Genomic DNA, 24,496 nt, shown 5'->3' with positions numbered 1-24,496 from the left:
CAGGATGCCCCGGCCCGATGCGTGTTGTTCCGTGACAGGAGGCTGTACCCCATGAAGATCCGCAAGCTCGTGCTCCCGATCGCCATCGCGTCCGCGCTGGTCGCGCCGTCCGCGTTCGCGCAGGACACCCAGGCCGACGCGAAGTCGAAGCAGGAATCCGCGCAGGCACAGCAGCAGTCGCGCCAGGCCGCCCAGAAGTCGACCGCCCAGGACGACAAGGCGAAGGCCGAGGCCAGCAAGAAGGACAAGGCCAAGCACCATCCCGAGCGCGAGCTCGAGGAAGAAGACGAGCGCTGAGTCCTCGCGCTTCAAGCCGTTCCTCGACGCCCCGGTCCGCCGGGGCGTCGTCGTTTCGTGCAGGCGCGTGACCGGCGTCGCCCTTGCGCGTGTAGACGCGAACACATCCTCGAATCCCCGCTGACCCGCGTGGCCGGTGGCCGGACGGGTTCAGCCGCGATCCGGGTCGGGCTCTCTACGGTCGGAACGTCGCAGCAATGCGGCAATCCCGAAACGAGAGACGGAGACGCACATGAAGCAGGGCAAGGTGATTGCGGTTGCGGTTGCGGTTGCGATGGCGCTGGCGACGCCCGTGGCGTTCGCGCAGGTATTGGGCGGCGCGGTGGACGTCGGCGGTAATGGTGGCGCAGGCGTGCAGGCCGGGCCGGTGAACGTGGGCGCGAACGCCGGTGTCCGTGCGGGTGCCGATGCAGGCGTGCGCACCGACGCGGTCGGCCAGGCCGCCCGCGATGCGCGCGATACGGTCGGCACCACGCAGTCGCGCGCTCGCGACACGGTGCGCGGCGGCGTCGATACCGCCAATGGTGTGGCGAACGGTGCGGTCGGTACCGCGAATTCCGCGGCGGGTCGGGTCGACGCCAGCGTCGATGCGGCCGGGCGCGCGGGCACGCAGGTCGGAAGCCCGCCCGCGGTGTCGGGCAAGGTCGATGCGGCCGCCGATGCCGCCGTCAGCGGCGAGACGACCCGCCCGGCCCCCGAAAAGAACAGCCGTCGCGACCGTCGCGAGCGCTGATCCGCAGCGCTCACGCGACGGCCGGCGATGACCGGCATTCCGGACGCCCCGGCCGCCGCCGGGGCGTTCGCGCAGAGGCAGAATGAACACGCTGTTCCGCGTCAAGGTCGCGGCCGTAAGCCTCAACCTGTAAACTACGGCTTTCCAGCGGCAGCAATCCCATGACTCCCCTGATTTTCGTCACCGGCGGCGTGGTGTCCTCGCTTGGCAAGGGCATCGCAGCGGCCTCGCTGGCGGCCGTCCTCGAAGCGCGCGGACTGCGCGTGACGATGATGAAGCTCGACCCCTACATCAACGTCGACCCGGGCACGATGAGCCCGTTCCAGCACGGCGAGGTGTACGTCACCGACGACGGCGCCGAGACCGACCTGGACCTGGGCCACTACGAGCGCTACCTGCGCACGCGCCTGTCCCGCAAGAACTCCATCACCACCGGCCGGATCTATGACAACGTGATCCGCAAGGAACGCCGCGGCGACTACCTCGGCGGCACCGTGCAGGTGATCCCGCACATCACCGACGAGATCAAGCGCTGCATCATCGAGGCCACCGAAGGCTTCGACGTGGGTTTGGTCGAGATCGGCGGCACGGTCGGCGACATCGAGTCGCTGCCGTTCCTGGAAGCCATCCGCCAGATCCGCAGCGAGCGCGGCCCCGAGGGCGCGATCTTCATGCACCTGACGCTGGTGCCGTGGATCGCCGCCGCGGGCGAGCTGAAGACCAAGCCGACCCAGCATTCGGTGAAGGAACTGCGCTCCATCGGCATCCAGCCCGACGTGCTGCTGTGCCGCAGCGAGCAGCCGCTGCCCGACAGCGAGCGCCGCAAGATCGCGCTGTTCACCAACGTGCCCGAGCGCGCCGTCATCTCGGCGGTCGACCTGGACAACATCTACAAGATGCCGCGCCGCTTCCACGAGGAAGGGCTCGACGCCATCGTGCTCGATCGCCTGCGCATCAACGCCGGCCCGGCCGACCTGTCGCAGTGGGACGAGGTAGTCGACGCCAGCGAACATCCGGTCGATACGGTCAACATCGCCGTGGTCGGCAAGTACGTCGATCATCAGGACGCGTACAAGTCGGTGGGCGAGGCGCTCAAGCACGGCGGTTTGCGCCAGCGCACCCGTGTGAAGCTGAAGTGGCTGGAATCCAGCGACATCGAGCAGCAGGGCGTGGACGCACTGAAGGACGTCGACGGCATCCTCGTGCCGGGCGGTTTCGGCGATCGTGGTTTCGAGGGCAAGGTGCTCACTGCCAAGTACGCGCGCGAGCACGGCGTTCCGTACTTCGGCATCTGCTACGGTATGCAGGCGGCGGTGGTCGATTACGCCCGCCACGTCGCCGGCCTGTCCGGTGCCAACAGCACCGAGAACGACAAGGCCAGCCCGCATCCGGTGATCGGCCTGATCACCGAATGGCGCACCTCCAGCGGCGAGATCGAACGTCGCAGCGAGGAAAGCGACCTCGGCGGCACCATGCGCCTGGGCCTGCAGGAGCAACGCGTCAAGCCGGGCACGCTGTCGCGCGAGATGTACGGCAAGGACGTCGTCGCCGAGCGCCACCGCCATCGCTACGAATTCAACAACCGTTACCGCACGCAGCTCGAAGACGCCGGCCTGACCATCAGCGCCAAGTCGATGGACGACCTGCTGGTGGAGATGGTCGAACTGCCGCGCACGCAGCATCCGTGGTTCCTGGCCTGCCAGGCGCACCCGGAATTCCTGTCGACCCCGCGCGACGGTCATCCGCTGTTCGTCGGTTTCATCCGCGCCGCGCGCGAGAACAAGGCGCAGGCCGGCGGCCGGTTGCTGAAGGAAGCCAGCGCGTGATGCGGGCGGAGGAGGGGATGGGTTTCCCCTCCACCGCCACCATGTTGGAAAGCCCATCCCTTCCACATCACCCGCCCCGACACGGGACGGGTTCAAAGAGCGGCGAAGCATGAACCTCTGCGGATTCGAAGTCGGCCTCGACAAACCCTTCTTCCTGATCGCCGGTCCCTGCGTGATCGAGTCGATGCAGCTGCAGCTCGATACCGCCGGCAAGCTCAAGGAAATCACCTCCGAGCTCGGCATCAACTTCATCTTCAAGTCGAGCTTCGACAAGGCCAACCGCACCTCGGGCACCAGCTTCCGTGGTCCGGGCCTGGAAGAAGGCCTGAAAGTGCTGGCCGAAGTGAAGAAGCAGATCGGCGTGCCGGTGCTGACCGACGTGCACGAGTACACGCCGATGGACGAGGTCGCCTCGGTCGTCGACGTGCTGCAGACGCCGGCCTTCCTGTGTCGCCAGACCGACTTCATCCAGAACGTGGCCCGCGCCGGCAAGCCGGTGAACATCAAGAAGGGCCAGTTCCTCTCGCCGTGGGAAATGAAGCACGTGACCGACAAGGCCAAGGCCACCGGCAACACGCAGATCATGGCCTGCGAGCGCGGCGTGTCCTTCGGCTACAACAACCTCGTCAGCGACATGCGCTCGCTGAGCGTGATGCGCGACACCGGCTGCCCGGTCGTGTTCGACGCCACCCATTCGGTGCAGCTGCCCGGCGGCGCCGGCGGCAAGAGCGGCGGCCAGCGCGAGTTCGTGCCGGTGCTGGCGCGCGCGGCGATGGCGGTCGGCATCGACGGCATCTTCATGGAAACCCATCCGGTGCCGGACGAAGCCCTGTCCGACGGCCCCAACGCCTGGCCGCTGCCGAAGATGCGCGCGCTGCTGGAGACGTTGATGCAGATCGACGAGATCACCAAGCGCAACGGCTTCCTGGAATCGCAGGTCTGACGAGACGATGCGGCCGACCCCGAGCGGGGCGGCGGCAACTCGGCTATCGTCCCCGCCTGATGCCCGCGCGGCTTCCCATCTTTCTTCCGATAACCACCTGACGACCGACATGACCACGATCGCCAAAGTCCACGCCCGCGAGATCCTCGACAGCCGCGGCAATCCCACGCTGGAAGCCGAAGTCACCCTGAGCGATGGCAGCTTCGGCCGCGCCGCGGTGCCGTCCGGCGCCTCCACCGGCACCAAGGAAGCCGTGGAGCTGCGCGATGGCGACAAGACCCGCTACCTGGGCAAGGGCGTGCGCAAGGCGGTGGAGAACGTCAATGTCACGATCGCCAAGGCGCTGGAAGGTTTCGACGCGAACGACCAGGCCGGCCTCGACCGCCGCATGATCGACCTGGACGGCACGGAGAATAAGGGCCGCCTCGGCGCGAACGCGCTGCTGGGCGTGTCGATGGCCAACGCGCACGCGGTGGCCGCGTCGAAGAAGTTGCCGCTGTGGAAGTACCTCGCCGGCAATCGCGAGGCCGTGCTGCCGGTGCCGATGATGAACATCATCAACGGCGGCGCGCACGCCGATAACAACGTCGACCTGCAGGAATTCATGATCCTGCCCGTCGGCGTGGACAGCTTCGCCGAGGCGCTGCGCGCCGGCACCGAGGTGTTCCATGCGCTCAAGTCGGTGCTCAAGGGCCGCGGCCTGAGCACGGCGGTCGGCGACGAAGGCGGCTTCGCGCCCGACCTGCGCAGCAACGAGGAAGCGCTGGAAACCATCCTGGAAGCCATCGGCAAGGCCGGCTACAAGGCGGGCGAGGACATCCTGCTCGGCCTGGACGTCGCCTCCAGCGAGTTCTATGAGAACGGCAAGTACAACCTCACCGGCGAAGGCAAGCGCCTGACCAGCGAGCAGTTCGTCGACTTCCTCGCCAACTGGGCCGCGCAGTACCCGATCGTCACCATCGAGGACGGCATGGCCGAGCACGACTGGGCCGGCTGGAAGCAGCTCACCGACCGCATCGGCAACAAGGTGCAGCTGGTCGGCGACGACCTGTTCGTGACGAATCCGAAGATCTTCAAGGAAGGCATCGACCAGGGCGTGGCCAACGCCATCCTGATCAAGGTCAACCAGATCGGCACGCTGACCGAAACGCTGGAAGCCATCGCGATGGCCGACGCGAACCGCTACGCCGCGATCGTGTCGCATCGCTCCGGCGAGACCGAGGACACCACGATCTCCGACATCGCGGTCGCGACCACCGCGACGCAGATCAAGACCGGCTCGCTGTGCCGCAGCGATCGCGTGGCCAAGTACAACCAGCTGCTGCGCATCGAGGAAGCCCTCGGCGCGGCCGCGAAGTACGCCGGCCGCGACGCCTTCGTCTCGCTCAAGCGCTGAGCCACGGAGCCTCCGTGCGCTGGTTGCGACTGCTGCTGGTGGTGCTGGCCGGCGTGCTGGTCTTCCTCCAGTACCGGCTGTGGGTGGGCGAGGGCGGTAGCCGCTCGGTCGCACGCCTGGAACAGCAGGTCCAACAGCAGACCCGCGAGAACGCGGGTTTGCAGCAGCGCAACGATGCACTCGCCGCGGAAGTCGAGGACCTCAAGTCCGGCGAGGCCGCGGTCGAGGAGCGCGCACGCAGCGAGCTGGGCATGATCAAGCCCGGCGAAACGTTCTATCGCGTGGTCGAACCCGACGGCGGCGCGCCGTCTCCCGCGCCCGCGACGGACGATGCGTCGCAGGACGAGTCCGGGATCGCGCCGCGGGAACCGTGATGATCTGGGCCGTCATTCCCGCCGCCGGTCGCGGAACGCGCTTCGGCGGCGAGGTGCCCAAGCAGTACCTCGAAGTCGCCGGCCAGCCGCTGATCGCGCACGCGCTCGACGCGTTGCTGTCGCACCCGCGCATCGCCGGTGCGATGGTTGCGCTGTCGGCCGACGACACACGCTGGCCCGGCTGGAGCGAGCGCCACGGCAAGCCCGTGTTGCGCTGCGTGGGCGGCGGCGAACGCGCGGACTCCGTGCTCGCCGCATTGCGCGCGTTGCCGTCCGCACTCGCCGACGACACGCTGGTGCTGGTCCACGATGCCGCGCGACCGAACCTGCGCGCGCAGGACATCGACCGCCTGATTGCGGCCGCCAGTGAACACGCCGAGGGCGCGATCCTTGGCGCGCCCGTTCGCGACACGCTCAAGCGCGCCGACGACACACGGCGCATCGCCGCGACCGAACCGCGTTCGGCGCTGTGGCGCGCGTTCACGCCGCAGGCGTTCCGTCGCGACGTGCTCACGCATGCGCTGGAAGCTGCAGCTCGCGATGGCGTCGTCGTGACCGACGAAGCGATGGCGGTCGAACGCGCCGGCCTGCATCCGACGCTGGTCGAAGGCCGCGAAGACAACCTGAAAGTCACCACTCCGGCCGACCTCGCGTTGGCCGATTACCTGTTGAGGCAACGATGAGCGCGAACGTCCGCATCGGCCAGGGCTACGACGTGCACGCGTTCGGCGAGGGCGACCACGTCGTGCTCGGCGGCGTGCGCGTGCCGCACGATCGCGGGGTGATCGCGCATTCCGACGGCGACGTGGTCATCCACGCGCTGTGCGATGCGATGCTCGGCGCGCTCGCGCTGGGGGACATCGGCCAGCATTTCCCGCCCAGCGACGCGCGCTGGAAAGACGCTGACAGTCGAGCGTTCCTGCGCCACTGCAACGCGCTGATCGCGGAGCGTGGATGGCGCGTGGGCAATGCCGACGTCACGGTGATCTGCGAGCGTCCCAAGGTCGGTCCGCACGCCGCGACGATGCGCGAGGTGATGGCCGAAGACCTCGGTATCGCGCTCGATGCGGTGAGCGTGAAGGCGACCACCAGCGAGAAGCTCGGCTTCACCGGTCGTGGCGAAGGCATCGCCGCGATGGCGGTGTGTCTGCTGGAACGCGCATGAATCCGAACGTCGAGGTCCTGCCGCGCGCGCACGGCGAGCCCGTGCTCAGCGCGCACATGCGCACCACGCCCGAGGATTTCTTCGTCGAGGAACTGTCCGGCTTCGAGCCGAGCGGCAGCGGCGAACACCTGCTGCTGACGATCGAGAAGCGCGGCATGAACACCGCCTTCGCCGCCAAGCGCATCGCGCAATGGGCGGGCGTGGGCGAAGTCGCGATCGGATACGCGGGGCTGAAGGATCGCAACGCGGTCACGCGCCAGCGCTTCACCGTGCACCTGCCCAAGCGCGTCGCTCCCGACCTGGCGACACTCGCACTGGAAGGCGAGGGCGAAGCGCTGCGCGTCGTCGAACATGCCTGGCATGCGAAGAAGCTTCCGCGCGGCGCGCTGGCCGGCAATCGTTTCGTACTCGTGCTGCGCGATGCGAACGGCGAACGCGACGCTGTCGATGCGCGACTTCGCGCCATCGCCGAGCGCGGCGTGCCCAATTACTTCGGCGAACAGCGCTTCGGCCGCGAAGGCGACAACGTCAAGGCGGCGCTGGCGATGTTCGGCGGACGCCGCGTGCGTCGCGACCAGCGCACGATGCTGCTGTCGGCGGCGCGGTCGGAAATGTTCAACCGCGTGCTCGCCGCGCGCGTGCGCGCAGGCTGCTGGGATCGCCCGCTCGACGGCGAGGTCTGGATGCTCGACGGCAGCCGCAGCGTGTTCGGCCCGCAGCCGCTGGACGAAACGCTGGAACAACGCCTGGCCGCATTCGACATCCATCCGACCGGCCCGCTGTGGGGACGCGGCGAGCTGCGCTCCACCGGCGCGGCCGCGGCCTGCGAGTTGGGGGCGCTGGGCGACGAGGACGCGCTCGCGTTGCGCGCCGGGCTGGAAGCCGAAGGCCTCAAGCAGGAGCGCCGCGCGCTGCGCCTGCGACCGGCGGACCTCGCGTGGAGCTGGCGTGACGACGGCGCGCTGGAGATCGCCTTCGCACTCCCGCCCGGCGCGTACGCGACGGTCGTGCTGGGCGAACTCGGCGACGTCCGCGCACTCGGCCGCGAAGGCTGAAGGCACGCGGCAACGGTCCGCGAAACCGTCTGTCGGAAAGCACCCACCGGCACTGGTGCGCCCGACGAGCGGGCGTATACCGGAATTGCAGGGGCGCGATGCCTGCTGCCGCCGCATCCACAGGTTGCGGCGATCACGTCATGGAGATGCCGTCATGAAAGCATCCTTACGCATGGCCGTGCTGTCGTTGGCGGTGCTCGGCCTGTCGGCCTGCGCCGGAATGGAGACCCGCAGCGCCAATGCACCAGAGCGCCAGCCGTCGCTCATCGACCAGGACTCCGAGTACGTCGGTTACGTCGAGGAAGTCGCTCGCCGTCGCGGCGTCGAGGTCAACTGGGTCAATCCGCCGACCAGGCGCGAACTCGAGCTGGCCGCGCACAAGCCCGACCGGTAAGCCCCTGCTCGTCGCCCCCTCCGGCTTCCAGGGACGTCGCCAGGCGTTCTAGCGGAGACGGCGGGGCGCGAGCAGTACCAGTACCGCTCCGGTGCCGCCCTGCGCCGGCGGCGCGGAGTGGAAGGCGATCACATCCGCGCGATGGCGCAGCATGCGATCGACCAGGTTCTTCAGCACGGGCATTCCGCTCGACGCCACCGATGCGGCTCCGTGCAATCCCTTTCCGTGAATGATCCGCACGCAGCCGACGCCGTGCTGGCGGGCATCGTGCAGGAACGCGCGCAGCAGCTGTTCGGCCTCGCGCGTGTCGGCGCCGTGCAGGTCGAGCTCTTCCTGCACCGCGATCTCCCCGCGCCGTAACTTCTGCAGCAGCCGCGGCGACACCTCGTCGCGGCGGTAGCTCAGCGCATCGCCGGCCTCGAGCAGGCTGGCGTCGAGGGCGTGGCGGAACTCCTCCCGCGCGTGCGCCTCGTCGCGCTCGGCCATGCGCGCACGCGGTCGCGGTCGCGGCTTGCCGGGCGGCGCCGTCGCCTCGGGCAGGCGCCGCACCGGGCCGATCGCGGCACGGAACAGTTCGCTGTCGTCTTCGTCGTCGTCGCGCGGGTCGGCCATGCCGCCAGCCTAGCGACGCGGACGGTTCGCGCAAGCCGTGGCGCCGGTCGCCGGACGCGTCGGATTCATCGGCTATCATGGGTCCCTCGCCGTTCGACGGACGGCGTCCCCACGATTCGGCAGTTCAGCAACAAGGGAGTCCATGCGAGTTCTGGTCAGCAACGACGACGGCGTCGACGCCCCCGGTATCCGCGTCCTCGCCGAAGGCCTGCGTGCCGCCGGCCATGAAGTGCTGGTGGTGGCGCCCGATCGGGACCGCTCCGGCGCCAGCAACTCGCTCACCCTGGATGCGCCGGTGCGCGTGCAGCAGCTCGACGCTTCCACCTGGCGCGTGTACGGCACGCCGACCGACTGCGTGCACGTGGCCATCACCGGCATGCTCGAAGCGGAGCCGGACATCGTCGTGTCGGGTATCAACAACACCGCCAACCTCGGCGACGACGTGATCTATTCGGGTACCGTCGCCGCGGCGATGGAAGGCCGGTTCCTCGGCCTGCCCGCGGTGGCGATGTCGCTGCAGACGGTCGACCACACCGGCAAGCATTACGAGACCGCCGCGCGCGCCGCGGCGGAGATCATCGCCCGCCTGCGCATCGATCCGCTGCCCGCCGACACCATTCTCAACGTCAACGTGCCCGATCTGCCGTGGGACGAAATCCGCGGCTTCGAGGTCACCCGCCTGGGCAACCGCCATCGCGCCGAGGCCTGCATCCCGCAACAGGACCCGCGTGGCCGCCAGTGGTGGTGGATCGGTCCGGCCGGCGCCGAGCAGGACGCCGGTCCGGGCACGGATTTCCACGCCGTCCGCACGGGCAACATCTCGATCACGCCGATCCAGGTCGACCTGACCCGCTACCACGCGCTCGACCAGGTCGCGAGCTGGGTCGATGGCCTGGCGGTTTCGCTGGGGCGCGGCCGGGAGCGCGTGGCGTGACCCTGCGCATGCGCCTTCAGCCCGAAGCGATCGGCTCGGGCATGACCTCGCAGCGCGTGCGCGACCGGCTGGTCGATCGCCTGCGCGACAACGGCATCCGCGACGAGCGCGTGCTCAACGCGATCCGCACCGTGCCGCGCCACCTGTTCGTCGACGAGGCGCTCGCCACGCGCGCGTACGAGGACACCGCACTACCGATCGGCCACGGCCAGACCATCTCGCAGCCGTGGGTCGTCGCCAAGATGACCGAAGCGCTGCTCGAAGGTGAACCGAAGAAGGTGCTGGAGATCGGCACCGGTTCGGGTTACCAGGCCGCGGTGCTCGCCGCGCTCGGACTGGAAGTGCACACCGTCGAGCGCATCGGCGAACTGCTGCGCACCGCACGCAAGCGCTTCCGCCAGCTCGGCATGAACGTGCGCAGCAAGCACGACGACGGCCGCATCGGCTGGCCGGAGAACGGCCCGTTCGACGCCATCATCGTCACCGCCGCCGCACCGGCGCTGGTGGACGCCCTGACCGATCAGCTCGCCGCCGGCGGCACGCTGATCGCACCGGTCGGTGGCGCGGGCGCGCAGTCGCTGCTGCGCCTGAGCAAGGACGCCGACGGTGCGATCTCGCAGCAGACGCTGGCTCCGGTCGTGTTCGTGCCGCTGTTGTCGGGCATGGTCGATTGAGCACTACCGAAAACCAGCACAGGAACAGGGGCGGGCGTTGAAGATCTTTGGACCGTTGTACGAGCGCACCATCACCTGGGCGCGCCACCGGCATGCGCCGACCTACCTGACCGGATTGAGCTTCGCCGAAGCGGTCGTGTTCCCCGTCCCGCCGGAAGTGATGCTGGCGCCGATGTGCCTGGCCCAGCCCCGGCGTGGCTTCTGGTTCGCGACCCTGAGCCTCATCGGTTCGCTGTTCGGCGCGGTGGTGGGCTATGCGCTGGGCCACTTCGCCTACGAGCTGGTCAAGCCGGCGCTGGTCGCGCTGGGCTGGATGGAGCGCATCGACGCGCAGGTCACGCAGTTGCGCGACATCGCCGCGCATTCGCCGTGGCAGGCGTTCTGGCTGCTGGTTCTCGCTGGGTTCACGCCGATTCCGCTGAAGATATTCACCTGGGCGTCGGGCATCGTCGGCGTCCCGCTGGCACCGTTCGTCGCCAGCATGTTCATCGGCCGTGGCAAGCGCGTGTACCTGATCGCGCTGGCCATTCGTCTTGGCGGCGTGCGCGCCGAAGCGGCGCTGCGGCGTTACATCGAGCCGATCGGCTGGATTTCGTCGGTGCTGCTGGTGGCAGCGCTGGCGTGGCTGGTCTGGAAGGCACAGTTCGGATGAGAGGGCGCATGGCCGGTACATCGCGAATCGTCATCGCCGCCGCGTTCGTCGCCGTGCTCGCGGCCGGCTGCGCGAGCTCCAAGGTGTACCGCGAGCCGGGCGCGTCGTCGTCCGCGCCGTCGAAGCCGAAATACGGCGTGACCACCACGGTGAAGCGCGGCGACACGTTGTTCAGCATCGCCTCGCGCAATGGCATCCGTGCGCCGGACCTGGCGGCGTGGAATGGCATCGATCCGCCGTACACGATCTATCCGGGCCAGCGCCTGCGCCTGTACCCGGGCAGCCGCAGCGGCACCGCCACCACGACGCGTCCGCCGACAGGCACGACGAAGCCGACGACCACGGCGCCCACCACGCCGACGCCGACCGCACCCAAGCCAGCCGCGCCCACGCCGGCGGTCAGCGACATCAAATGGCGCTGGCCGGCCGACGGCCAGCTGATCGGTCGCTATGTCGCGGGCGAACCGACCAAGCAGGGCATCGACATCGCCGGCAACAGCGGTGCGCCGGTGCGCGCTGCCGCCGACGGCGTGGTCGTGTACTCGGGTTCGGGCCTGGTCGGCTATGGCGAGCTGATCATCATCAAGCACAACGACCAGTGGCTGTCGGCCTACGGCCACAACCGCAACCGACTGGTCAACGAAGGCCAGCTCGTGCGTTCGGGCCAGCAGATCGCCGAGATGGGTCGCAGCGGCGCGCCGCGCGAGATGCTGCACTTCGAAGTCCGCTACAACGGCAAGCCGGTCGATCCACTGCTGTACCTGCCGAAGCAATGACCGCGCGGCCCGCACGATGCGGCGGGCCGGTGCCGCTCTGGCTGCGATTCGCGCTGCTATGCCTGTTCGCATCGCTGGTCGCATGCCGTACGACGACGGACGATGCGCGCGTCGCGCCCGCAGACGACGATGCGCCAATCGACGTGGTGACGCTCAACCTCTGGCATGACCGCGACGATTGGCCGCGCCGGCAGTCGATGATCGTCGACGAACTGCGGCGCCTGTCGCCCGACGTGATCCTGTTGCAGGAAGTGCTGCAGGACGAAGGCCTGCCAAACCAGGCGCAGGCGCTCGCATCGCAACTGGGCTACCACTGGCATTTCGTTTCGGTGGACGCACCCGAACGCGCACGCCGTTACGGCAACGCGATCCTCACGCGCGAGCCGATGACGCAGCGCGGTTCACGCGCCTTGCAGCCGTCCGATGACTACCGGATTGCCGGCTGGGCGCGCATCGAGCTGCGCGGACGACCGCTCGCGATCTACGTCGTGCACCTCAACTTCACCGACGCCAGCGGCGCCACGCGCGCACGGCAGATCGGCGGCGTGCTGGATCTGGTCGCGGCGACGCGGGGTGATGCGGACGTGGTGATCGGCGGCGATTTCAACGCGCGTGCCGATGGTCCAGAGTTCGCACCGCTGCGCGCGTCGTATCTCGATGGCTACGCCGCGACGCATGCCGGCGACGATGTCGACGCGCCGGCGCACACCACGCTCAACCACGCGTTGGGCCATGCACCGCAGCGGATCGACCACGTGTTCGCGCAGGCCGATGCGTTCGTGCCGTTGGAATCGCGCCGCTTGTTCGTGCAGCCCGCCGCCGATGGCACGTGGGCATCGGATCACTTCGGACTGTGGGTGCGCCTGCGAAGCCGCTGAGCGACCTCGCCGCGAACGCGGTTCAGCCGCCGAGCACGAACGCCGCAACCACCCGACGGCCTTCGCTGGCGAGCACGTTGTAGGTGCGCGCGGCCGCCGCGTTGGTCATGGTTTCCAGGCCGACGCCGCGCCCCAGGCAGGCGGCGAGCACGGCCGCTGGCGGGAACACCTGGGCGGCGCCGCTGCCGAGCAGGATCACTTCCGGCTCCAGCGCCAGTACCGGTTCGAGGTCGTGTGGCGTCATCGCCTTCACGTCGCGCACGGGCCAGTCTTCGATCAGCCGGTTCGGCGACAGGACGAAGCTCGCGTCGAGCAGGCGATCGTTCACCCGGGCCGAGGAGCCGTCCGCGGCGCGCAGGTAGAACTCGTGGTCGGGGTGTTCGAGATTGAGCTGCATGGGCCCGTGATGGGGACGGCTCGCCGGAATGGAAGGCGAGCCCGGTCGAATCAGGCGCGGGGCAGGACGATCTGGCGCCGTTCCTTGCTCGGGCGGTACAGCACGGCGGTATGGCCGATGCGCTGGACCAGCGCGGCGCCGGTGCGTTCGGCGATATCGCCGATCATCGCGTCGCGGGCGTCGCGGTCCTCGGCGCCGACCTTCACCTTGATCAGCTCGTGGTGTTCCAGGGCCAGGTCGATCTCGGCCACCAGCGCCTCGGTCACGCCCTTGCCACCCACCTGCAGCATCGCCTTCAGATCGTGGGCCTGGCCCCGCAGGAAGCGGGTCTGGGCTGAGGTCAGGACGGTCTGCATTTGGAAATCACGGGAATCGGGCGGGGGCGCGCAGGGTATCATGAGCGCCCCCGGCACCCTCACGCGCGATGGCGACCCGCAGCAAATCCAGCCAGCGCTGGCTCAAGGAACACTTCTCCGATCCCTTCGTGAAGAAGGCCAAGGCGGAAGGCCTGCGCTCGCGTGCGGCCTACAAACTGGAGGAGCTGGTCGAACGCGACCGGCTGCTCAAGCCGGGCATGGTCGTGGTCGACCTCGGCGCCGCCCCCGGCGGCTGGTCCCAGTGGGTCCGGCAGGAACTGGACCGTATGGATGCGGCCCGTCCGGGCCGGGTCATCGCCCTGGACATCCTGGAAATGCCATCCCTGGCCGGGGTGGAATTCCTTCATGGGGATTTCAGGGAGGATGCGGTCCTATCCGGTCTGGTGGCTTCCCTCGGGGGGCAGAAGGTGGACCTTGTCCTCTCCGACATGGCCCCCAATAAGAGCGGTGTGGATGCGGTCGACATGCCCCGGGCGATGTACTTGTCCGAGCTGGCGATGGACTTCGCCGACCAGCACCTGCGTACCGGGGGCAACTTCCTGATCAAGCTGTTCCAGGGCGTGGGCTTCGACGAGTACGTGAAGGAACTGCGCCGCCGCTACGACAGGGTGGTCATCCGCAAGCCGGAGGCGTCGCGCAAGCGGTCGCCCGAGGTGTACGCGCTGGCACAGGGCAAGCGCGCGGTTATGAAGTAAGGTTCGTGAGATACCCGTTGTACGGCGACTGCGGTCATCCGCATGGCGCCGCCCCCGTTGCAATGCGCCGCGCTGTAATGCGCCTTTGGCACAGGTAGGAAATAGATGAACGATTTGGCCAAGAATCTGCTGCTTTGGGTGATCGTCGCCGTCGTCCTGATGGTGGTGTTCCAGGCATTCGGACCGCGCGCGGTGAGCAGCGCCGAGCTGCCCTACGACCAGTTCGTGCAGCAGGTCCAGAAGGATTCGGTCAAGCAGGTGAAGATCGCCGAGGACAACACGACGATCACCGGCGAGCGCAAGGACGGCAGCAAGTTCACCACGTTCAAGCCGCGCGAGGACAAGGACCTCGTCAACGACCTGCTCAACCACAACGTCGCGATCGATCAGGCGCCGCCGAAGGATGGCCCGACGCTCATCTACATCCTCATCAACGTACTGCCCTGGCTGCTGTTCATCGGCATCTGGCTGTACTTCATGCGGCAGATGCAGCAGGGCGGCAGCAAGGGTGCGATGAGCTTCGGCCGTTCGCGCGCCAAGCTGCAGGGCGAGGACCAGGTCAAGGTCACTCTGGCCGACGTCGCCGGTTGCGACGAGGCCAAGGAAGAAGTCGGCGAGCTGGTCGAGTTCCTGCGCGATCCGTCCAAGTTCCAGAAGCTCGGCGGCAAGATTCCGCGCGGCGTGCTGATGGTCGGTCCTCCGGGCACCGGCAAGACGCTGCTTGCGCGCGCCATCGCCGGCGAGGCCAAGGTGCCGTTCTTCTCGATCTCCGGTTCCGACTTCGTCGAGATGTTCGTCGGCGTCGGCGCCAGCCGCGTGCGCGACATGTTCGAGCAGGCCAAGAAGCACGCGCCGTGCATCATCTTCATCGACGAGATCGACGCGGTCGGCCGCCATCGCGGCGCCGGCCTGGGCGGCGGTCACGACGAGCGCGAGCAGACGCTCAACCAGCTGCTGGTCGAGATGGACGGCTTCGAGGGTGGCGAGGGCGTGATCGTGATCGCCGCGACCAACCGTCCTGACGTGCTCGATCCCGCGCTGCTGCGTCCGGGCCGTTTCGACCGCCAGGTCGTGGTCGGCCTGCCGGACGTGAAGGGCCGCGAGCAGATCCTGCGCGTGCACATGCGCAAGCTGCCGCTGCACGACGACGTCGAGCCGATGACGATCGCGCGCGGCACGCCGGGCTTCTCCGGTGCCGACCTGGCCAACCTCTGCAACGAGGCTGCGCTGTTCGCCGCGCGCGAGAACGCCAAGGACGTGCGCATGGAGCACTTCGACAAGGCGCGCGACAAGATCCTGATGGGCGCCGAGCGCCGCTCGATGGCGATGAGCGAGGACGAGAAGAAGCTTACCGCGTACCACGAGGCCGGCCACGCCATCGTCGGTCGCATCGTTCCCGAGCACGATCCGGTCTACAAGGTCACGATCATTCCGCGCGGTCGCGCGCTGGGCGTGACGATGTACTTGCCGGAAGGCGACAAGTACAGCTTCAACAAGACCGCGATCGAGTCGCAGCTGTGCTCGCTGTACGGCGGTCGCGTCGCCGAGGAGCTCATCTTCGGTTCGGACAAGGTCACCACCGGTGCGTCCAACGACATCGAGCGCGCGACCAAGATGGCCCGCAACATGGTCACCAAGTGGGGCCTGTCGGACGAGCTCGGCCCGATCGCTTACGGCGAGGAAGAGGACGAGGTGTTCCTGGGTCGTTCGGTCACGCAGCACAAGAACGTGTCGAACGAAACCGCGCGCAGGATCGACGAGGTCGTGCGCGGCATCCTGGACAAGGCCTACGCGCGCACCACGGAGATCCTGAGGGAAAACCTGGACAAGCTGCACGTCATGGCCGACACGCTGTTGCAGTACGAGACCATCGACGCGCACCAGATCGACGACATCATGGCCGGTCGCCGTCCGGGTCCGCCGGCCGACTGGTCCAAGTCCGGTCGTACCAGCAAGGATGACGGAGAGCGTCCGGGCGCGATCGGCGGGCCTGCCGCGCAGACCTGATCCACGCGTCCATCGAACGACGAAGAAGCCGGTCCCGTGCCGGCTTTTTTGTGCCTGTCGTCCGCCGGTCGCGCCGGACCGTAAGATGTTTCATCGCACCACGACGACGGCCACGATCATGTTCGACACCACGCTCATCCTCGACTGCAACGGACGGCCGCTGATCCTCGACCGTCCACGCGTGATGGGCATCGTCAACGTCACGCCCGACTCGTTCTCCGATGGCGGCGCGCACGACACGCTCGAAGCCGCGGTGGCGCACGGGTTGCGGCTGGCGGAGGAGGGCGCCGATATCCTCGACATCGGCGGCGAGTCGACGCGCCCCGGCGCGGCGGATGTCCCGGTCGAGGAAGAACTGCGCCGCACGATTCCGGTGATCGAGCGGCTGGCGAAAGAAACCTCGTTGCCAATCAGCATCGACACGTCCAAGCCCGAGGTGATGCGCGCCGCCGTGCAGGCCGGCGCCGGCATGATCAACGACGTCTACGGTCTGCGGCGCGAGGGCGCACTCGATGCTGCGGCGTCGCTCGGCGTTCCGGTGGTGCTGATGCACATGCAGGGCGAGCCGCGTTCGATGCAGCAGGCGCCGCAGTACGACGACGTCGTCGCGCAGGTGCACCGCTTCCTCGCCGAACGCATCTTCGCCGCGGAGATGGCCGGCATCGCGAAGAAGAAGATCGTCGTCGATCCGGGTTTCGGCTTCGGCAAGAACACGGAACACAACCTGGTGCTGCTCGCGCAGCTGGAACGTTTCGGTGAACTTGGTGTGCCGGTGCTCGCGGGCCTGTCGCGCAAGCGCACGATCGGCGAGATCACCGGGCGCGACGATCCGCGCGAACGCGCGAGCGGATCGGTCGCCGCGCATCTCATCGCCGCACAGCGCGGCGCGAAGCTGCTGCGCGTGCACGATGTCGCGGCGACGGTCGATGCGTTGAAGGTATGGAGCGCGGTGGCCTCGCAGGCGATGCCGCGCGCGAAGTCAGGCCCCGCGATGCCGCGCTGGCCCGACGACGAGTAAGCTGGACAAATATTGACCACATTCCTGCAGCCCTTGCACCGCAAGCGCTGCAGCGTGATGCGCACATGGATGTCCGCATGCTTGTCCACAAGCGCTGTGGACAATCGCGGCAGCGCGTGTCGTCGTCGAGTGCAAGCGACGCGAATGTCAAACGATTTTTGCGGTCAATTTTTCGCCAAACCTCTTGCGCTCCTTGTGCGGCAAGGCGTGCAGGCCTGTCTCCACATTTCTGTCCGCAGGTTTGTCCACAGGTTGTGTGGATAGTCGCGGTTCGCGGTTGGCGCGCACGTCGGCGTGGATCGAAGGCGACGGAAATCCGTCGCGGGCCGCGACGGGCCGCTGGTGAATTTATGACCATGTTTGGCGTGCCCCGCGTCGTTGCAGGCGATGCGACGGTTCTGCACACATCTGTCCGCAGGCTTGTCCACAGGTGGTGTGGATAGTCGTCCCCGACTGGCCAAATTATCGCCAAACCTGCTGCGGGCCTTGCCACGCCTGGGGCGCAGGCGCTTATCAACAGCCTTGCCCCAGCGGTTCTCCACAGCGTCTGTGGAAAGCGCGCGGTTCCCCGGCGCGTGCGCCTGTGCGAGGCTACGCGCCCGGCCCCTGTGCTCCGTCCATGCCCGCCGAACATGCCCGTCGATACGCGCCCCATCGCGATTGCCCTGATGGGCCCGACCGCGTCGGGCAAGACCGCGCTCGCGCTCGACTGGGCCGAACGCTTCGGCGGCGAGATCCTCAGCGTCGACTCGGCGCTGGTGTACCGCCACCTCGACATCGGCTCGGCCAAGCCGACGGCACAGGAACGCGAACGCGTGCCGCACCATCTGCTCGACCTGCGCGAACCGTGGCAGCCGTACTCGGCGGCGGAGTTCGCGGTTGATGCGCGTCGCGCGCTGGACGACGTGCTCGCGCGCGGACGGCTGCCGATCCTGGCGGGCGGCACCGGCCTGTACTTCCACGCGCTGCTGCACGGGCTGTCGCCGATGCCGGAGGCCGATCCGGCGACGCGGGCGAGCCTGGAGCGCGAGGCCGCCGAACGCGGCTGGGCCGCATTGCATGCCGATCTGCTGCGGATCGACCCTGAGGCGGCCGCGCGCATCCACGCCACCGATGCCCAGCGCATCCAGCGCGCGCTGGAGGTCTACCGCCTCTCCGGACGCACCATCAGCGACTGGCGGCGCGAGGCTCCCGCCGCGCCGGCCCTGCCGGTGCGCGTGCTGCGCCTCGTCTTGGCACCGCAGGATCGCGCGGTGCTGCATGAGCGCATCGAATATCGCTTCGACCGGATGCTCGCCGAAGGTTTTCTCGACGAGGTCCGCGCGCTGCGCGCCATGCCGGAACTGCGCGACCATCCGGCACCGCTCGAACTGCCGGCCCTGCGCGCGGTCGGGTACCGCCAGGCGTGGGAGCACCTCGACGGTGCCACCGGCGCCGCCGAATTCCGCGATCGCGGGGTATATGCCACGCGCCAGCTCGCCAAGCGCCAGCTGACCTGGCTGCGCGGCGAACTCGACGCGCAGTGGTTCGATCCGCAGCGCGAGGCCGCCGCGCTGGAGGCGGCGAGGGCGCGTTTCATGGACGGCGCGCACGGTACCGCGAGCGGCTGAGCCGGGTACGCGTGCGACGCGGATCTTTGCGCTACCATCGGGCCGTCGCCGCTGTGGGGACAGGGAACGGCGATGCGGCTTGCGCCGCCCTTATAACTAGAACGAGTTGGGGAACAACGTCATGTCCAAGGGACAGTCTTTGCAGGATCCTTTCCTGAATGCGCTGCGGCGCGAACGCGTGCCGGTTTCGGTCTACCTGGTCAACGGCATCAAGCTGCAGGGCACCATCGAATCCTTCGACCAGTTCGTCGTGCTCCTGCGCAACACCGTCAGCCAGATGGTCTACAAGCACGCCATTTCCACCGTGGTTCCGGCGCGCAACGTGCGCGTGGGACCGGGTGGCGGCTACGTGCAGTCCGCCGACGGCAGCGGCGAGGGCGGCGAAGAAGCCGAGGTCGAGTAAGGCCCGCCACGGCGGTCCGGAATCCCGGACCGCGGCGAAATACACGACCTGCGGCCCTTGCGTGGCCGCGGGTCCGTGCCCATCTTGTCGACTGATCCCCCACAGGCTCGACCCGGTTTGTTCGAAAGATCCCGCAAAGGCGAACACGCGCTGCTGATCCAACCCCATGCCGGCGGCCCGCCGGACGAGGATCTGCTGGAGGAGTTCGCCGACCTGGCCCGCTCCGCCGGCGCGACGATCGCGGCCGTGCTGACCGCGCGCATCGACCGCCCCAACGCGGCGATGCTGATCGGCAGCGGCAAGCTGGAGGAGGTGAAGGCCGCGGCCGACGCCACCGGCGCCGACCTCATCCTCATCAACCATCCGCTCAGTCCGGGCCAGGAACGCAACCTCGAGCGCGCATTGCAGCGCCGTGTGGTCGACCGCACCGGACTGATCCTGGACATCTTTGCCCAGCGTGCGCACAGCCACGACGGCAAGCTGCAGGTCGAACTGGCCCAGCTCAAGCACATGGCCACGCGCCTGGTGCGCGGCTGGACCCACCTGGAGCGCCAGCGCGGTGGTTCCATCGGTCTGCGCGGTCCCGGCGAAACCCAGCTGGAAACCGACCGCCGCCTGCTGCAGAAGCGCCTGGAACAGTTGCAGAAGCGACTGGACAAGGTCGAAGTGCAGCGCACGCAGATGCGTCGCGCGCGCGTGCGCAGCGAGCTGCCGCGCGTGGCGCTGGTGGGCTACACCAACGCCGGCAAGTCGACGTTGTTCAATGCGATGACCGGTGCGGACGCGTACGCGGCCGACCAGTTGTTCGCGACGCTGGACCCGACGGTGCGCCGCATCGAACTGTCCGGCGGCAGCGTGGTGCTGGCCGACACGGTCGGCTTCGTGCGCGACCTGCCGCACGAACTCGTCGCCGCGTTCCGTTCCACCCTGTCGGAAGCGCGCGAGGCCGACCTGCTGCTGCACGTCGTCGACGCGGCCGATCCGCTGCGCGACGAGCGCATCGCCCAGGTCGACGAAGTGCTCAAGGACATCGGCGCCGGCGACCTGCCGCAGCTGCTGGTGTTCAACAAGATCGACAAGCTCGACAACGGCGAGACCGCGCAGCCGCGACTGGACCGTCCCGCCGAGGGTCGCAACCGCGTCTGGCTGTCGGCACGGGACGGGCGCGGCCTGGACCTGCTGCGCCAGGCCCTGGCCGAATCGCTGGACCTGCGCCACGTCGTCGGCGAAGTGCGCGTGCCGCCGCAGGCCGCGAAGCTTCGTGCGAAGCTGCACGACCTCGGCGCCGTTCGCGGCGAGGATCACGACGAGCACGGCTGGCGCATCCGCGTCGATCTGCCCCTGGCAGACGCGCAGCGCCTGTTCGTGCAGGCCCACGGCGAGGCGCTGCGAGCGCTGCTGCCGGAGCCGGAGGACGAAGACGCGGCCTGAACCGCGTCGGCGCCTTGCTTGAGGCACGCGTCACCCCCACCTAGAATCGACGCACGTTCGCGCAGCTGAATGCGGACGCGGATCCATCTCCTGGAGCAGGCATGGCCTGGAACACCCCTGGCAGTGACAATTCCGGCGGTTCGAACGGACGAACCCCGCGGCAACGCAGACCCGACGGCCGCGGCCTGGACGCCCTGCTCGAACCCCTGCGCGGCCTGTTCGGCGGCGGTGGTGGCGGTGGCATCCTGCGCTGGGTCGGCCTGGTCCTCGGCCTGTGGCTGGTGTTCAACTGCTTCGTGCTGGTGACCGAACAGGAGCGCGGCGTCGTACTGCGCTTCGGCCAGTTCTCGCGCGTGTTGCAGCCAGGCCCGCACCTCAAGGCGCCGTGGCCGATCGAGCGCGTGACCAAGATCAACGCGACCCAGATCAAGACCTTCAGCGAGAACGTCCCGGTGCTGACCTCCGACGAGAACATCGTCCAGGTCGAAGTGAACGTGCAGTACCGCATCGGCGACGTGCGTCTGTACATGTTCGGCACCCGCGACGCCGACCAGATCCTGCAGCAGGCCGCGCTGAGCGCGGTGCGCGAGCAGGTCGGGCGTTCCACCCTGGACACCGTCCTCGGCGCGCGCGTCGCGCTGGCAGGCGCCTCGCTCACCAACCTGCAGAAGTCGCTCGAGGCCTACCGCACCGGCCTGGTGGTGACCGAACTCAACCTCGCCAACGCGCGTCCGCCGGAGCAGGTCAAACCGGCCTTCGACGACGTGAACAGTGCGCAGCAGGACAAGGACCGCCTGATCAGCGAAGCGCGCGCCTACGCCGCGAAGATCGTGCCCGAGTCGCGAGGCCAGGCCGCGCGCGTGCGCACGGTCGCCGAGGGCTACAAGAGCGCGACGATCGCGCGCGCGGAAGGCGACGCCAACCGCTTCTCGCTGCTGGTCGAGCAATACAAGAGCGCCCCCGACGTCACGCGCAAGCGCATGTGGCTCGATACCGTGCAGGACGTGCTGGCCGGCAACCGCAAGATCGTCGGTGGCGATTCGCGCCAGTTGCTCTACGTGCCGATGGATGACGGCCGCGCGCCGCGCACCGACACGTCGACGCCGCTGCTCACGCCCGAACTGTTGACGCCCAGCATCACCCCCGACACGTCTGGTGGCGTCCGGCCCAGTCGTTCGTCCCGTCCCACCGGTCGCGAGGAGGTGACGCGATGAGATTCTCCATGTGGATCGCGCTGGCCGTGGCCGCGCTGCTGGCGTTGATGGGATCGGTGTTCGTGGTGAGCGAAGGCCAGACCGGCATGGTGCTCAACCTCGGCCGCGTCGTGCGCAGCGATATCGGCCCGGGCCTGCACTTCAAGTGGCCGCTGGTGGAAACGCGACTGGTGTTCGACCGCCGTTTCCAGGTGCTCGATGCCGCGCCGGAGCGCACGCTGACTTCCGAACGCAAGGACGTCAGCGTCGACTTCTTCGCGGTGGGGCAGATTTCCGACGTGCGCGCGTTCTACCGCGCCACCGGCGGCCAGGAAGACGTGGCCATCAATCGCCTGGCGCCCATCATCAAGGCGTCGCTGCGCGATGAGATCAACGCGCGGACGCTGCAACAGGTGGTGTCGGGCAGCCGCTCGGAAGTCATCAGCGCCCAGCTGGATGCGATCAATCGCGGCGCGGCGACGGTCGGCGTGCGCATCATCGACCTGCGTATCAAGCAGATCGAGCTGCCCACCGACAGCCAGGTCATCAACGACGTCTACAAGCGCATGAGCGCACAGCGCCAGCAGGTCGCCAGCAAGCTCCGCGCAGAGGGCGCCGAGCAGGCCCAGACCATCCGTGCCGACGCCGATCGCCAGCAGACGGTGATCGTGGCCGAAGCCGAACGCGACGCGCAGAAGCTGCGCGGCGAAGGCGATGCCGAGGCCACGCGCCTGTACGCGCTGGCCGCGAACAAGGACCCGGGCTTCTACGCGTTCCAGCGCAGCCTGGATGCCTATCGCAAGGCGTTCGCGGACGGCGAGGGCGTGATCGTCCTCGACAAGGACGATCCGTTCCTGCAGTACCTGCGTTCGGACCGCTGATCCCGCGCCGCGACCACGATGAGCGAGCTGTTGTCGGCCCTGTGCCTGGTCGCGGTGTTGGAGGGACTGTTCCTGTTCGTGGCTCCGCGCGGCTGGAAGCGGGCCGCCGAACAATTGCACGCCTTGCCTGACCGCCATTTGCGCGTGGTCGGCGGGATCGTGGTGGGGATCGGCCTGCTGTCGCTGTGGTGGGTACGGACCTGACGGTCTTCACATCCGCTGCCCAGACCTGACCGGATCGGGCCGAAGCGCATCGGATTGGCCTGGCGGGGTGGTCCCGCCCACCCAAAACCCGGATAATGCACAAAAGCCGGACGGGGCCCTGCGCCCCGCCGGCTTTCTTGCTGTTTGCGGACCCTTCCGCGGCAGCCCGGCATTGCCGGTCCTCAATGCAACGGAGTCAGGAGCTTCGAAATGGGTCAGTCAGTCGTCGTTCTCGGTGCCCAGTGGGGCGATGAAGGCAAGGGCAAGATCGTCGATCTGCTCACCCGGGAAATCGGCGCCGTCGTGCGCTTCCAGGGTGGCCACAATGCCGGCCACACGCTCGTCATCGGCGGCAAGAAGACCGTCCTGCACCTGATTCCGTCGGGCATCCTGCGCCCGGACGCGCTGTGCCTGATCGGCAACGGCGTCGTGCTGTCGCCGGCTGCTCTGCAGAAGGAAATCGCCGAGCTCGAAGGCAACGGCGTTGAAGTGCGTTCGCGCCTGAAGATCAGCCCGGCCACGCCGCTGATCATGCCGTACCACATCGCCCTGGATCAGGCCCGTGAGAAGGCAGCCGGCGGCAAGGCCATCGGCACCACCGGACGCGGCATCGGCCCGGCGTACGAGGACAAGGTCGCGCGTCGCGGCATCCGCGTGGCCGACCTGCATTACCCGCAGCAGCTCGCCGAGAAGCTGCGCAGCACGATGGACTACCACAATTTCGTCCTGACCAAGTACCTGGGCGTCGAAGCGGTGGACTTCCAGCAGACGCTCGATGAGGCGCTGGCCTTCGGCGAATACGTCGAACCGATGAAGTCCGACGTCGCCGGCATCCTTCACGACCTGCGCAAGCAGGGCAAGAAGGTGCTGTTCGAAGGCGCGCAGGGCTCGCTGCTGGACATCGACCACGGCACCTATCCGTACGTGACCTCGTCCAACACCACGGTCGGCGGTGCGTATGCCGGCACCGGCGTGGGTGCGGATGCGATCGACTACGTGCTCGGCATCGCCAAGGCCTACGCCACGCGCGTCGGCGGCGGTCCGTTCCCGACCGAGCTGGACGACGAAGTCGGCCAGGGTCTCCGCGATCGCGGCGCCGAGTACGGCGCCACCACCGGCCGCCCGCGTCGCTGCGGCTGGATGGACATCGTCGCGCTGCGCCGCGCGGTGGCCGTCAACGGCATCACCGGCCTGTGCATCACCAAGCTCGACGTGCTCGACGGCATGGAGAAGCTGAAGATCTGCATCGCCTACGAATACCGCGGCAAGCGCACCGAGTACGCGCCGCTCGACGCCGCCGGCTGGGAAGAATGCACGCCGGTGTACCTGGAGTTCCCGGGCTGGGACGAGAACACCCACGGCATCACCGAGTGGGACAAGCTGCCGCCCGCCGCACGCGCCTACCTGCGTGCGCTGGAGGAACTCGCCGGCTGCCCGATCGCCATCGTCAGCACCGGTCCGGACCGTGACGCGACGATGGTGCTGCAGGACCCGTTCGCCTGACCCGCGCACGACTTCGATAAAGAAAAGGCCCCGCAATGCGGGGCCTTTTTGTTTGCAGGCGTGCTGTC

The 24,496-nt window shown here is 68.3% G+C and carries 28 protein-coding genes; 25 read left to right on the top strand and 3 right to left on the bottom strand.

Features of this window, described 5'->3' with window-relative positions; translation table 11 throughout:
• Window positions 1-51 precede the first annotated feature (51 nt).
• From FOF45_RS01040 to FOF45_RS00995, 10 genes are all read left to right on the top strand, one after another.
• Window positions 52-297, top strand: coding sequence for a hypothetical protein (locus FOF45_RS01040; protein ID WP_158982183.1), 246 nt, complete (start codon window positions 52-54; stop codon window positions 295-297).
• Between the two features lie 232 nt (window positions 298-529).
• Entirely contained in the window at window positions 530-1,030 is a 501-nt protein-coding gene (locus FOF45_RS01035; protein ID WP_158982182.1) for a hypothetical protein, read from the top strand.
• Between the two features lie 161 nt (window positions 1,031-1,191).
• Window positions 1,192-2,856: a CTP synthase gene (pyrG, locus tag FOF45_RS01030; RefSeq protein ID WP_158982181.1), complete on the top strand. Its 1,665-nt coding sequence runs from the start codon at window positions 1,192-1,194 to the stop codon at window positions 2,854-2,856.
• A gap of 109 nt (window positions 2,857-2,965) precedes the next feature.
• Window positions 2,966-3,799 (top strand): 3-deoxy-8-phosphooctulonate synthase, encoded by an 834-nt coding sequence (gene kdsA, locus FOF45_RS01025; protein ID WP_158982180.1) that lies wholly within the window; start codon window positions 2,966-2,968, stop codon window positions 3,797-3,799.
• Window positions 3,800-3,908: 109 nt separating this feature from the next.
• Complete coding sequence (eno, locus tag FOF45_RS01020; RefSeq protein WP_158982179.1) at window positions 3,909-5,195, top strand: phosphopyruvate hydratase; 1,287 nt, start codon at window positions 3,909-3,911, stop codon at window positions 5,193-5,195.
• Between the two features lie 14 nt (window positions 5,196-5,209).
• Window positions 5,210-5,569: a cell division protein FtsB gene (gene ftsB, locus FOF45_RS01015; protein ID WP_158982178.1), complete on the top strand. Its 360-nt coding sequence runs from the start codon at window positions 5,210-5,212 to the stop codon at window positions 5,567-5,569.
• The gene (gene ispD, locus FOF45_RS01010) at window positions 5,569-6,252 is read left to right on the top strand and encodes a 2-C-methyl-D-erythritol 4-phosphate cytidylyltransferase (protein WP_158982177.1); all 684 of its coding nucleotides are present in this window, start codon (window positions 5,569-5,571) and stop codon (window positions 6,250-6,252) included. The genes ftsB and ispD overlap by 1 nt, the downstream gene beginning before the upstream one ends.
• Window positions 6,249-6,734 carry a 2-C-methyl-D-erythritol 2,4-cyclodiphosphate synthase gene (gene ispF / locus FOF45_RS01005; protein ID WP_158982176.1) on the top strand — a complete coding sequence of 162 codons (486 nt, stop codon included), beginning with the start codon at window positions 6,249-6,251 and terminating at the stop codon, window positions 6,732-6,734. Before ispD ends, ispF begins: the two co-directional genes overlap by 4 nt.
• Entirely contained in the window at window positions 6,731-7,789 is a 1,059-nt protein-coding gene (truD, locus tag FOF45_RS01000; protein ID WP_158982175.1) for a tRNA pseudouridine(13) synthase TruD, read from the top strand. The genes ispF and truD overlap by 4 nt, the downstream gene beginning before the upstream one ends.
• Window positions 7,790-7,943: 154 nt before the next feature.
• Window positions 7,944-8,183: a hypothetical protein gene (locus FOF45_RS00995; protein ID WP_158982174.1), complete on the top strand. Its 240-nt coding sequence runs from the start codon at window positions 7,944-7,946 to the stop codon at window positions 8,181-8,183.
• Window positions 8,184-8,231: 48 nt separating this feature from the next.
• Here the strand turns inward: FOF45_RS00995 and FOF45_RS00990 are convergent, their stop codons facing one another.
• Entirely contained in the window at window positions 8,232-8,795 is a 564-nt protein-coding gene (locus FOF45_RS00990; protein ID WP_158982173.1) for a Smr/MutS family protein, read from the bottom strand.
• Between the two features lie 142 nt (window positions 8,796-8,937).
• On the opposite strand from FOF45_RS00990, the gene surE reads away from it, so the two are divergent.
• Genes surE through FOF45_RS00965 form a run of 5 tightly spaced genes read left to right on the top strand, consistent with a single transcriptional unit; the run spans window position 8,938 to window position 12,709 of the window.
• Window positions 8,938-9,729 (top strand): 5'/3'-nucleotidase SurE, encoded by a 792-nt coding sequence (gene surE, locus FOF45_RS00985; protein WP_158982172.1) that lies wholly within the window; start codon window positions 8,938-8,940, stop codon window positions 9,727-9,729.
• The gene (locus FOF45_RS00980) at window positions 9,726-10,403 is read left to right on the top strand and encodes a protein-L-isoaspartate(D-aspartate) O-methyltransferase (RefSeq protein ID WP_158982171.1); all 678 of its coding nucleotides are present in this window, start codon (window positions 9,726-9,728) and stop codon (window positions 10,401-10,403) included. The genes surE and FOF45_RS00980 overlap by 4 nt, the downstream gene beginning before the upstream one ends.
• 37 nt (window positions 10,404-10,440) lie before the next feature.
• Window positions 10,441-11,055: a YqaA family protein gene (locus FOF45_RS00975; RefSeq protein ID WP_158982170.1), complete on the top strand. Its 615-nt coding sequence runs from the start codon at window positions 10,441-10,443 to the stop codon at window positions 11,053-11,055.
• The gene (locus FOF45_RS00970; RefSeq protein WP_425481947.1) at window positions 11,034-11,831 is read left to right on the top strand and encodes a peptidoglycan DD-metalloendopeptidase family protein; all 798 of its coding nucleotides are present in this window, start codon (window positions 11,034-11,036) and stop codon (window positions 11,829-11,831) included. The genes FOF45_RS00975 and FOF45_RS00970 overlap by 22 nt, the downstream gene beginning before the upstream one ends.
• Window positions 11,832-11,860: 29 nt before the next feature.
• Window positions 11,861-12,709: an endonuclease/exonuclease/phosphatase family protein gene (locus tag FOF45_RS00965; RefSeq protein WP_158982168.1), complete on the top strand. Its 849-nt coding sequence runs from the start codon at window positions 11,861-11,863 to the stop codon at window positions 12,707-12,709.
• 22 nt (window positions 12,710-12,731) lie between these two features.
• Here the strand turns inward: FOF45_RS00965 and FOF45_RS00960 are convergent, their stop codons facing one another.
• Both FOF45_RS00960 and yhbY read right to left on the bottom strand, forming a co-directional pair.
• Window positions 12,732-13,106 carry an Mth938-like domain-containing protein gene (locus FOF45_RS00960; protein WP_158982167.1) on the bottom strand — a complete coding sequence of 125 codons (375 nt, stop codon included), beginning with the start codon at window positions 13,104-13,106 and terminating at the stop codon, window positions 12,732-12,734.
• A gap of 50 nt (window positions 13,107-13,156) precedes the next feature.
• Window positions 13,157-13,462 (bottom strand): ribosome assembly RNA-binding protein YhbY, encoded by a 306-nt coding sequence (yhbY, locus tag FOF45_RS00955; RefSeq protein ID WP_158982166.1) that lies wholly within the window; start codon window positions 13,460-13,462, stop codon window positions 13,157-13,159.
• 68 nt (window positions 13,463-13,530) lie between these two features.
• Between yhbY and rlmE the strand changes: the two genes are divergently transcribed.
• From rlmE to FOF45_RS00905, 10 genes are all read left to right on the top strand, one after another.
• Window positions 13,531-14,178 carry a 23S rRNA (uridine(2552)-2'-O)-methyltransferase RlmE gene (gene rlmE, locus FOF45_RS00950; protein WP_158982165.1) on the top strand — a complete coding sequence of 216 codons (648 nt, stop codon included), beginning with the start codon at window positions 13,531-13,533 and terminating at the stop codon, window positions 14,176-14,178.
• Window positions 14,179-14,283: 105 nt separating this feature from the next.
• Window positions 14,284-16,185 (top strand): ATP-dependent zinc metalloprotease FtsH, encoded by a 1,902-nt coding sequence (gene ftsH, locus FOF45_RS00945; protein ID WP_158982164.1) that lies wholly within the window; start codon window positions 14,284-14,286, stop codon window positions 16,183-16,185.
• Window positions 16,186-16,303: 118 nt separating this feature from the next.
• Window positions 16,304-17,203, top strand: a complete 900-nt coding sequence (gene folP / locus FOF45_RS00940) for a dihydropteroate synthase (RefSeq protein ID WP_158987118.1) — start codon at window positions 16,304-16,306, stop codon at window positions 17,201-17,203.
• A gap of 632 nt (window positions 17,204-17,835) precedes the next feature.
• The gene (gene miaA, locus FOF45_RS00935) at window positions 17,836-18,813 is read left to right on the top strand and encodes a tRNA (adenosine(37)-N6)-dimethylallyltransferase MiaA (RefSeq protein WP_158982163.1); all 978 of its coding nucleotides are present in this window, start codon (window positions 17,836-17,838) and stop codon (window positions 18,811-18,813) included.
• Between the two features lie 121 nt (window positions 18,814-18,934).
• A complete protein-coding gene (gene hfq, locus FOF45_RS00930) occupies window positions 18,935-19,216 on the top strand; it encodes an RNA chaperone Hfq (RefSeq protein WP_158982162.1) in 282 nt (93 codons plus the stop codon).
• A gap of 117 nt (window positions 19,217-19,333) precedes the next feature.
• Entirely contained in the window at window positions 19,334-20,647 is a 1,314-nt protein-coding gene (gene hflX / locus FOF45_RS00925; RefSeq protein WP_158982161.1) for a ribosome rescue GTPase HflX, read from the top strand.
• 101 nt (window positions 20,648-20,748) lie between these two features.
• Window positions 20,749-21,861, top strand: a complete 1,113-nt coding sequence (gene hflK / locus FOF45_RS00920) for an FtsH protease activity modulator HflK (RefSeq protein WP_158982160.1) — start codon at window positions 20,749-20,751, stop codon at window positions 21,859-21,861.
• The gene (gene hflC / locus FOF45_RS00915; protein ID WP_158982159.1) at window positions 21,858-22,721 is read left to right on the top strand and encodes a protease modulator HflC; all 864 of its coding nucleotides are present in this window, start codon (window positions 21,858-21,860) and stop codon (window positions 22,719-22,721) included. The genes hflK and hflC overlap by 4 nt, the downstream gene beginning before the upstream one ends.
• 18 nt (window positions 22,722-22,739) lie before the next feature.
• Window positions 22,740-22,925 carry a DUF2065 domain-containing protein gene (locus FOF45_RS00910; RefSeq protein ID WP_158982158.1) on the top strand — a complete coding sequence of 62 codons (186 nt, stop codon included), beginning with the start codon at window positions 22,740-22,742 and terminating at the stop codon, window positions 22,923-22,925.
• A gap of 210 nt (window positions 22,926-23,135) precedes the next feature.
• Window positions 23,136-24,428, top strand: coding sequence for an adenylosuccinate synthase (locus FOF45_RS00905; RefSeq protein ID WP_158982157.1), 1,293 nt, complete (start codon window positions 23,136-23,138; stop codon window positions 24,426-24,428).
• The last annotated feature ends 68 nt before the right edge of the window (window positions 24,429-24,496 follow it).

Origin of the sequence: Lysobacter panacisoli, assembly GCF_009765165.1 — a bacterium.
Taxonomy (GTDB): Bacteria; Pseudomonadota; Gammaproteobacteria; order Xanthomonadales; family Xanthomonadaceae; genus Lysobacter_J; species Lysobacter_J panacisoli.
This window is presented reverse-complemented; position numbering and strand designations above follow the sequence as displayed.